Origin of the sequence: Streptomyces adelaidensis (assembly GCF_016598475.1) — a bacterium.
GTDB classification, from domain to species: Bacteria; Actinomycetota; Actinomycetes; order Streptomycetales; family Streptomycetaceae; genus Streptomyces; species Streptomyces adelaidensis.
Genome location: NZ_JAEMUX010000084.1, coordinates 26568 through 35434, shown reverse-complemented (window position 1 = coordinate 35434; position 8867 = coordinate 26568). Strand labels below are relative to the sequence as shown.

At 68.7% G+C, this 8867-nt stretch carries 11 protein-coding genes and 1 pseudogene; 11 read left to right on the top strand and 1 reads right to left on the bottom strand.

Features of this window, described 5'->3' with window-relative positions; all coding sequences use genetic code 11:
* The 8 genes and pseudogenes from I8N67_RS43270 to I8N67_RS33435 all read left to right on the top strand — a co-directional run.
* Positions 1-245: hypothetical protein (locus I8N67_RS43270; protein ID WP_234046706.1), on the top strand; the 245-nt coding region annotated here is incomplete at its 5' end.
* Positions 246-498: 253 nt separating this feature from the next.
* On the top strand, positions 499-1515 hold the full coding sequence (locus tag I8N67_RS33465; RefSeq protein ID WP_200308022.1) for a radical SAM protein: 1017 nt from the start codon (positions 499-501) through the stop codon (positions 1513-1515).
* Positions 1516-1535: 20 nt separating this feature from the next.
* Positions 1536-2165 (top strand): dTMP kinase, encoded by a 630-nt coding sequence (locus I8N67_RS33460; protein WP_200308021.1) that lies wholly within the window; start codon positions 1536-1538, stop codon positions 2163-2165.
* The gene (locus I8N67_RS33455; RefSeq protein ID WP_200308020.1) at positions 2143-2640 is read left to right on the top strand and encodes a phosphohexomutase domain-containing protein; all 498 of its coding nucleotides are present in this window, start codon (positions 2143-2145) and stop codon (positions 2638-2640) included. The genes I8N67_RS33460 and I8N67_RS33455 overlap by 23 nt, the downstream gene beginning before the upstream one ends.
* Entirely contained in the window at positions 2637-3431 is a 795-nt protein-coding gene (locus I8N67_RS33450; RefSeq protein ID WP_200308019.1) for an STM4013/SEN3800 family hydrolase, read from the top strand. Before I8N67_RS33455 ends, I8N67_RS33450 begins: the two co-directional genes overlap by 4 nt.
* A gap of 19 nt (positions 3432-3450) precedes the next feature.
* On the top strand, positions 3451-3894 hold the full coding sequence (locus tag I8N67_RS33445; RefSeq protein WP_200308018.1) for an NUDIX hydrolase: 444 nt from the start codon (positions 3451-3453) through the stop codon (positions 3892-3894).
* Between the two features lie 189 nt (positions 3895-4083).
* A pseudogene (locus tag I8N67_RS33440) lies at positions 4084-4730 on the top strand (class I SAM-dependent methyltransferase).
* Between the two features lie 224 nt (positions 4731-4954).
* On the top strand, positions 4955-5830 hold the full coding sequence (locus I8N67_RS33435) for a hypothetical protein (RefSeq protein ID WP_200308017.1): 876 nt from the start codon (positions 4955-4957) through the stop codon (positions 5828-5830).
* 118 nt (positions 5831-5948) lie between these two features.
* Here I8N67_RS33435 and I8N67_RS33430 read toward each other — a convergent pair whose 3' ends face one another.
* Positions 5949-6908, bottom strand: coding sequence for a LysR family transcriptional regulator (locus tag I8N67_RS33430; protein ID WP_200308024.1), 960 nt, complete (start codon positions 6906-6908; stop codon positions 5949-5951).
* Positions 6909-7006: 98 nt separating this feature from the next.
* On the opposite strand from I8N67_RS33430, the gene I8N67_RS33425 reads away from it, so the two are divergent.
* The 3 genes from I8N67_RS33425 to I8N67_RS33415 all read left to right on the top strand — a co-directional run bounded on the left by I8N67_RS33425 (position 7007) and on the right by I8N67_RS33415 (position 8862).
* Positions 7007-7372, top strand: coding sequence for a YybH family protein (locus I8N67_RS33425; protein WP_200308016.1), 366 nt, complete (start codon positions 7007-7009; stop codon positions 7370-7372).
* A gap of 102 nt (positions 7373-7474) precedes the next feature.
* Positions 7475-8125, top strand: coding sequence for a class I SAM-dependent DNA methyltransferase (locus I8N67_RS33420; RefSeq protein WP_200308015.1), 651 nt, complete (start codon positions 7475-7477; stop codon positions 8123-8125).
* 383 nt (positions 8126-8508) lie between these two features.
* Positions 8509-8862: an effector-associated constant component EACC1 gene (locus tag I8N67_RS33415; RefSeq protein WP_200308014.1), complete on the top strand. Its 354-nt coding sequence runs from the start codon at positions 8509-8511 to the stop codon at positions 8860-8862.
* Positions 8863-8867 lie beyond the last annotated feature (5 nt).

The window sequence follows — 8867 nt, the reverse complement described above, 5'->3', positions numbered from 1 at the left end:
GGCAGCGGCAGCGGCAGCGGCAGCGGCAGCGGCGAATGAGCGTTGAGGGAAGGACCGGCGAGGACGGCGGCCTCCCGCCCCGGATGACGCTGAGGGTCTACACCGTGGACCGTACGGGCCGCGTCACGAGCGACTCGGGCACACATGGTTTCGAGGGCGGCGACGCCGGGACAGCGACCAGTCTCGGGCAGGAGTTCCCTGCCTGTGTGTGCCCGCACCACCGGGTCGCGAGGACAGCACGATGAGCGCTGCGAACGCCGAGCGCCTTCATGTCTCCCCCGTGTGTGCCGTCGCTGTCCGACCCAGATACGAGGACCTGCACGTGGGGTGCCGTCAGACGGAGGACGTTCCTCTGCCTTCGTCACCGGACTCCTACTCGTGCGTCGACGCACCTGCCTGTGTCACGGCTACAACCGCCAGGGCTCCCCCTCCCTGCCGGACTCCGTCCGGTGCTGACCACCACACCAGACCTATACATCCCCATGAAAGGAGCAGGTCTTGACCGTTCCGCTCCCGAAAACCGACGTGGACTGGACCGCGCTGCGGAACTTCGCGGCATTGCGCGGACAGCTCAGGGTCTCGCTGACCCCCGTCTGCAACCTGAAGTGCTGGTTCTGCCACAACGAGGGCGACGTGCCGCCGCCGTTCACTCACCTGCACCGCGACGCCAAGCCCCGTGCCCGCGAACTGACCGCTGACGACTACGTGAACGTCCTGCACGAGCTGATCGGCGCCGGTCTGAAGCGGGTCTACTTCACCGGCGGCGAGCCGCTGGCGTCGAATCTGGCGCGGCCGGTCCTCACTCGGCTCCCCGTCCACGGCCCGGACGTGTCCTACACACTGATCACGAATGGCCTGCTGGTGCGCAGGCATCAGGACTGGCTCGCCACGACCGGCCTGGACAAGGTGAAGGTCTCCCTGCACTACTTCTCCGACGACTCCTTTCGGGCCGTTGCCCAGACCCGCGCCGGCATTGCGACCGTCCTGGACGGCATCGAGGCCGCCCGCGAGATGTTCGAGCGGGTGGAGCTGAACACGCTCATCCAGCGCGAGAACGAGCACGAGCTGCACGACATCCTCGCCTTCGCCCTGGAGCGCAGGCTTCCGGTGCAGTTCATCGAGCTAGTGGACACCGACTTCAACGCCGACCAAAGGTCCTCGGCTGTCGGGGCCCAGGGCATCATCGATCACCTGCGCACCCTGACCAGCGAGGAGGAGACCGAAGTCTCCGGCACCGGGCAGGGGCGGCGGATCTTCCGCATCGACGGCATCGAGATCGACGTGATCCAACGCGAACTCGGGCGCCACCACGTCGGCCAGTGCGGCACCTGCCCGGTCAGGGCCAAGTGCGTGGAGGGCTTCTGGGCTCTGCGCCTGGACCACGCCGGTGGAATCCAGCCCTGCCTGTTGCGGGACGACCTCCGCATGGACATCCGGCCCCTGCTGGCTGATGCGGAGCAGATCCCCGCGGCCGTGGCCCAGCACGTGGCCGCCTTCACCGAGGGCACCCTGTGAGCACCCTGCGCGCCCCGTACATGCCTGGGGCAGATGAAGGGCGACAGGGGTCGTTCGTCGTCCTGGAAGGCGTCTCAGGGGTCGGAAAGTCGACGCTCGCCCGCCTGCTGGCCAAGCGGCTCGGCGCCACGGAGATCCACACCCTCACCGATCCGCACTCGGGCTGGTCCGGCACGGTCAACCGGGAGCTTCGGCCGCTGCCGCAGTTCGCTTTCTACCTCTCCGGCCTCCTGCACGTCTCCGACGTTGTACGACGGCACCTCGGCACGGGGCCGGTGGTCGCGGACCGGTACGCCTCCTCGGTCATCGCCTGTCACGCCGCCGTCAACTGCGTCGGCCTGGACCAGGTACGAGAACTGATCGCCCCGTTCCTGCCCTACCTCGTGGCGCCGGACGCCACCTTCCACCTCGTCAGTTCCGACAACTCGTTGAAGGAGCGGATGAGCACCAAGACCGACGTGAAGCAGGACGACACCGATCTGTTCGACATCCCCGGCCGCCTTGCCCGACTCCAGGAGAACTTCCAGTCCGTCGCCGAGACCGATCCGAGCGCGGTCATGCTCCCCACCGACGGCCGCAGCCCGGAGGACCTGGCGGACATCATCGTCAAGCACCTGGAGGGCAGGCGTGCTCAACCCGATCGATACTGATGCCGTCATCCGTGCCGGACGCGTCGCCGGGGCGTTCCCGAGCGAGATCCACGAAGGCGTGGCCTGGTGGGCTGCCGCCTGCTTCGTCGTGGTCAGCCGGGCCCGGCAGCTGGCCGTGGCCCACGACTCCCACCCCGCCACGGCCGAATTCCACCGGCGGTTCTGCCGGGGGGCCATCAACGCCCAGCACTTCGGCTGCCAGGTCTCCAGCCTCGGCCCGGCCGACGAAGCCCATCTCCTGCACGCCATGAAGGAACTTGGGGGCGTCCCCGGAGCCCTGCTGACAACGGCCGACGACGACGGTCGGCAGACCGTCACCATCCGCCTCTACGACGCGGACGGCCAACCGATCACCGAGGACACCGGCCTGGCCAGGCTGCGGCAGATGATTGCCTCCGACCGGATCCCCATCCCGGTGAACGACCAAGCCAAGGGCAGCATCATCGAACGCCGCGACCTGGTGGAGGCGCTGTGATCGACGCGGCCGAAGTCATCCGGAGCGGCACCAGCATCCTGTTCGTCACCCTGGACTCCCTGCGCTACGACGTCGCCCGTGCGGCCCTGCACGCCGGGCAGACCCCGAGCCTGGCGAAGATCCTGCCGAGCGGGGTGTGGGAGGAACGCCGCACCCCCGGAACCTTCACCCTCCCCGCGCACATCGCGTTCTTCTCCGGCTTCCTGCCCAAGCTCCCGCAGCCCGTACAGCCGCCGCGGCTATGGGAGTGCCGCCCGCCCATGTTCAAGACGGTCGATGCGGGCACGTTCGTCTTCGACGCGCCGGATCTCCTCACCGGGCTCGCCCACTACGGCTACCGCACCGTCTGCATCGGTGGCGTGACCTACTTCTCGCGGGAGACACCTCTCGGGTCGGTGCTGCCCGACATGTTCGAAGAGGACCACTGGCGGCCCGAGTTCTGTTCCCCGGAGCCCGACTCCACGCGCCATCAGGTCGACCACGCCCTGACCGTCGCCGAGCCGTACGCCAACCGGCCGCTGTTCCTGTTCGTCAACGTCTCCGCCACCCACGTCCCCCACGGCCACTACACCGACGGCAGCGGCGACTCCTGGCAGTCCCAGGCCGCCGCGCTCGCGTACGTGGACGAACAACTCGGCCGTCTGGCCGACGGACTCACCGGCAAAGGGAGATGGTTGATCATCATGTGCGCCGACCACGGCGACGCCTTCGGTGAGGACGGCTACCACGGCCGTGGCATCGCTCACCCGACCGTGCTGAACGTGCCGTTCGCGGCCTGGCTGTCAGAGTAGGCGGCTACGCTCCCCGGCCATGACCGACACCTCCCGACGGGAGGCGGTGCGCGACGCCTCCGTCATCGTCGCCCGAGACGCGAACGGCATGGTCGCCGTCCTGACCGCCGAATTCCCCCAGCACGGCGGCGAGTACGTGTTCCTGCCCGGAGGGCGCCGGGAGGACGGCGAGACACCGGAAGAGTGCGCGCGGCGCGAGCTGCGCGAGGAAGCCGGTGTCACAGCCCAGACCTGGCAGCCCCTCGGCTCGTACGCCATCACCCTGAACTCCCCTGCCCGCATCCACCTTTTCCTGGCCGAAGGTCTCACCCGTGGCCCGCAGCAGCTCACGCCCAGCGAAGAGAGCTTCAAGCTCATGTGGTGGCCGATGCCGGACGCGATCCGGGCCGCCGCCGAGGGACGCTTCCTGCTGCAGGGGGGCCCGCTGGCTCTGCTGCTGGCTCAGCAGGTCATCGCAGTCTGAGAGGAACCGATCCCGGGCGCCGCCCGACAGCCTGGTCGCGTCATTGCCCAGCTCAGCGGATACGCCCCTGTCTCGCAGGCTGAGGCGCCGACACCCGGAGCCCTGGCGGTGGGCCCCTGAACAGCCCTGCGCCGGCTTCCTGTCCTCGGCCCGGAGGACAGGGGCCAGCCCCTGCGAAGAGGAATCACCTTGCCCGCACAACACGACATCGCCGCCGAGACAGAGCTGTGGGACACCTTCGCCGCTTCCGCCTTCAAGGAGGACGCGGAGCCGATTTTCTCCCGGACCCAGTACGCCGGTCACGGACCCGGTCCGGAGCTGCTGGGCGACCCGCGCTCCGTGCTGGAGATCGGCTGTGGCACCGGCCGCGCCCTCGCTCACCTCGCTGAGCACGGCATCGCCGCTCGGGGTGTCGACCTGTCTCCCGTCATGGTCAAGAAGACCACCGCGAAGTGGGCCCGCACCGGCGCGGAGTTCGTGTGCTCCGAGGTGCTGGAGTACCTGAGCGAGCACGAGGAGGTGTACGACGCGGTCTACTCGATCTTCGGCGCCGCCTGGTTCACCGACCCGGGCCGTCTCTTCCCCCTCGTCCGCCAGCGGCTCAGGCCCGGCGGCGTCTTCGTGTTCTCGCAGCCGCCGGCCATCCCCGGCGCGTACGGGCCGCAGGGCATGTACAAGGGAGGTTTGGCCGGAAAGGCGATGTTCACCTACAGCTACCGCCCGGCTGGGAGCGCCTGCTCACCCGGGCCGGGTTCGCCTCAGCCGACGCGCGCGTCCTCGACGCGCCTCACCCCGGGCACATCGGGACGCTCCTCGCGCGCGCGATCGCCCCATAACGGACCCGGTCAAGAGAGTCTGCGTGCTTCGGTCTGACGGGCTGGTCCGAGGAGCCGACGGGCGAGGCGGGCACCGCGCGGAGTTGATGTGAAGCGCATGGTGAACTTGCGTTCGAGGGCGGGGCGCTGTGGCATATGCCCGCTCAGGGGGATGACTTCACGAGGTCACAACTCGGCTTACGCAGTATGGCCCTTGGAGCGCGGAGCTACTGTAGGTTCCTGCCATGAAACAGGGCAAAGACGTCGAGAATCCCGAGTCGCGCTTCTCCGCGGTGCTGCTGGCGGCAGCAAGGCTTCCGGGTGTGCGTATCAACAGGGAGGCGTACCTCCGAAGTGCGCTGGCTCGCCACTGCTCCGAGGACGACATCCGAAGAGCGATAGAAGAGACTCCCGCGGCGGCGGGCATCAGTGTCGAGGTTCTCGACAAGGTGGCCAACGACTCCATCCGCTACGAAACCGCCAAGGTCAGCGCTCTCTCCGCCGCCGCCGGGATACCCGGCATCTTCGCCCTTCCCGCCACCGTGCCCGCCGACGTGGCCCAGTACTTCGGCCACATGTTGCGTATCGCGCAGAAACTCGCGTACCTCTACAGCTGGCCTGATCTGTTCTCCGACGAGGGTGACGGCGTCGACGACGCGACCATGGGGGTGCTCACGCTGTTCTTCGGCGTGATGTTCGGCACCCAGTCGGCGAACGCCGCGGTAGGGAAGGTCGCGGGGTTGATGGCGGAGCAGGTCGCCAAGAAGCTGCCACAGAAGGCGCTCACCCAGGGTGTCGTCTACCCGATAGTGAAAAAGGTCGCGGCATACCTCGGCGTCCAGATGACGAAGCAGTCGTTCGCGAAGACAGTCTCGAAGGCCATCCCCCTCGTCGGGGCCGCTGTCTCCGGTGGGCTCACACTTGCGACCTTCCTTCCGATGGCCAAGAGGCTGAAGAGGCACCTTTCCAGCCTGCCACTGGCGGAACCGTCGCACCGAGTTACGGATGGGGAAGTCGTGGACGGCGAAGTCGTGGAAGACCACGGGCCTTTCGCCACAGCACACACCGAGGAGCACGGCGCGGACACCACTGCCGTCAAGCTGGAGGAACCTCGGTCATGACAAGGCGAGCGCCCTTCTGCATGCCGAAGGGGTGGCCGATGCGGCGGGCGTTCTCGTTATCGCCGCCGCGGCGGTGATCTGTTGGCGTGAGGGCTCGCTCGTCACCCCGCCTCGCTGATCACCACGAACCGGGAAAGCCCGTCTGCGTGCCGGACCCCCTGGCCGGGTGCGCTTGCCGGGTTTCCGCGGCGTCTGCTTGCGTGCGCGTGAATGCTTGCCGGCTGTGCACGAGCAGCTCGCGCACCGAGGGGTTCTGCGCGTTCTTCCAGACCAGGGCGAGCAATGCCGGTGTCTCGACATCATCGATGGTGCGGGCGGTGAGCCGGTCGCCGTAGCTCTCGGCCATCGAGTCGCTGAGGATGGCGACGCCGAGCCCGCGGGCGGCGAGGTCGGCGATGGCATCCGCGGCGCTGGCCTGTAGCGCGATCGCGGGTCGGAGGCCCTGTGCGGCACAAGCGTGGTCGAATACCACGCGCAGGCCCGTGCCGGGTGGCATGCACACGATCGGGTAGGCCAACAGGTCGCGCAGGGTGACTCGTCGCTGTTTCGCCAGGGGGTGCCCGGCCGGGACTGTCGCGACGAGCCGTTCGCTGATGATCGTCAGCGCTTCCAGCCCGTCGGGGGTGGCGGTTGCGGTTCCGACGAGTGCCAAGTCGACGGCGCCGGTACGCACCCCTTCGAGGAGCCGGTCGGAGCTGTCCTCCAGCAGCGAGATCTGCACACCGGGATGCGCCTTGTGGAATGCGGCGAGGGCGTCGAACAGCGGGGTGAGGGTGCAGCCGATGATCATCCCGACGGTGACCCGGCCCCGGATCAGGTCGGTCACCTCGCCCACCGCCTGGCCGACCGCCCCGGCCGCGGCGAGTGCGGCGCGGGCGTGTTCGAGCGCGGCCTTCCCCGCGACGGTGAGGGTGACGGCGCGGGCCGACCGGTCGAACAGATCGGCCCCGAGTTCCCGTTCGAGCTGGCGGATCTGGGCGCTGACGCCGGACTGGCTGATGTGCACCCGCTCGGCCGCACGGGTGAAGTTCTGTTCCTCGGCGACCGCGACGAAGTATTCCAGCTGCCTCAAATCCATGACTGCGAATTCTAGTTGGTAGAAAATCCATCTGTTGGACTTCTGATTGGCGGGCAACCACGCTGAGAAGCGCCGGAGCCCGACACCAGGAGGAACCCATGCCGGAGTACGAGAAGGCCCTGCGGCCCGAAGACATCACCCGCTTGTTCGTCGAGCGCTCCAACGCCGGTGACGCGGCCGGGGTCGCCGCGCTGTACGAAGAGAACGCGGTGATGGCCTACCCGCCCGGCGAGCTGACGGTGGGGCGGGATGCGATCCGCGCGCTATGGGAGAAGGTGCTGGCCAACGGCCCCCGCTTCGAGCCGGAACAACCGCTGCCGACGCTGACCAGCGGCGACATCGCCCTCACCTCGACCCCACCGAAGGACGGGGCCGGCGCGCGGGCGCAGGTCGTCAGGCTCCAGCGCGACGGAAGTTGGCTGCGCCTGCTCGACCAGCCCGAGTTCGTCCCACCCACCCGCTGACCCCGTCGCCTCCGAAAGTCCGCGAGGACGGAGGCTGTTGAGTGAGATCTTGAGGGCCCATCGACCCGAGCACGGCCCCTCTCCTCCCGCTACGGTCTCCGGATGACCGAACTCGACACCGTGCACGCCACCCGCGAGGCCTACGACTCCATGGCCCACACCTACGCGCAGATGTTCCACGACGAGACTCTGGGCGACCGTCCTTTGGAGCGCGCGCTGCTGAGGGCCTTCGCGGAGGTCGTACGGACGAACGGCGACGGCGAGGTCGCGGATCTCGGCTGCGGACCGGGCCACGTCACAGCTCACCTCCACGGGCTGGGCCTGAACGCCTTCGGCGTCGACGCCTCCCCCGTGATGATCGAGCTCGCTCGCGAAGCCCACCCCCGGCTGCGATTCGAGGTCGGCTCGATGGCCGCGCTGGACATCGAGGACGGCGCGCTCGGCGGGGTGCTCTCGCGGTGGTCCGTCATCCACACCCCGCCGCGGGATCTGCCCGCCGTCCTGGCCGAGTTCGCCCGGGTCCTGGCTCCGGGCGGGCACCTGTTGATCGAGTTCCCCGCCACTGACGGCCCCCACAAGGAGACGCAGGCCTACGACCACAAGGTGGTCACGGCCTACCGCTGGTCCCCCGACCGCCTCGCCGAACTCCTGCGCGATCACGGCCTGTCGGAGACGGCCCGCCTGGTGATCGAGCCCAGACCCACTGACCAACGGCAGTTCCCGGAAGTCCAGCTCCTCGCACACAAGGCGTAGACCGAGGGTCGATGTCCGTGGTGGCGAAGCGGAACACCATCGGCGTGGCAGGGGCAAGCCGGATGATCTCCTCGGCGGCGAGCGTCGCGCGCCGCGGGTCGCCGGCGACCGAAGAGGAACGGATCGCTGGGACGGACGGAGGGACGGACGGAGGGAGGGAGGGACCATGACCAGGCTCGCGTCGAGATCCTGGCCGACGAACCGCTCGGCAGCGACTTCCGCGAGGCGGCCGACCGCAAGTCCGGTTTGCGACGTAACGACAGGCGGAGCGACTAGAATTGACCGTACGTCACAAAGATGAGGCGCCGGGCAGACGGAGGTCGTACGTGGTGGAGCGAGAGCCCGACGGGGGGTTCGTATGCGAACTGGTTCTCCATGGGGATGTGAGAGCGGACGCGCCCACCGCTCTGGGGCAGAGGCTGGCTGAGGGTGGGGCCGCGCGGGTCGAACCGGTCCATGCCGCGCGGCCCGCGCCCGGACGGCGTGCGGGGGGCGTCGTCGAGGTGGCCACCCTGGCGGTGACCTCGCTCGGGACGCTGGTCGCGATCGTCGACACCATCCGGGGCTGGCTGACCGAGGAGCGCAACGCCCCATCGGGGAACGGGCCGGACGGCAGCGGCGGCGTCACCTCGATCACGGTGATCATGGGCGACGACAAGATGGAGATCATCCAGCCCTCCACAGCTGCCGAGGAGCGGCTCGTCGAGGCGTTCGTCCGGCGACACAGCGCCTCGTAGGCGCA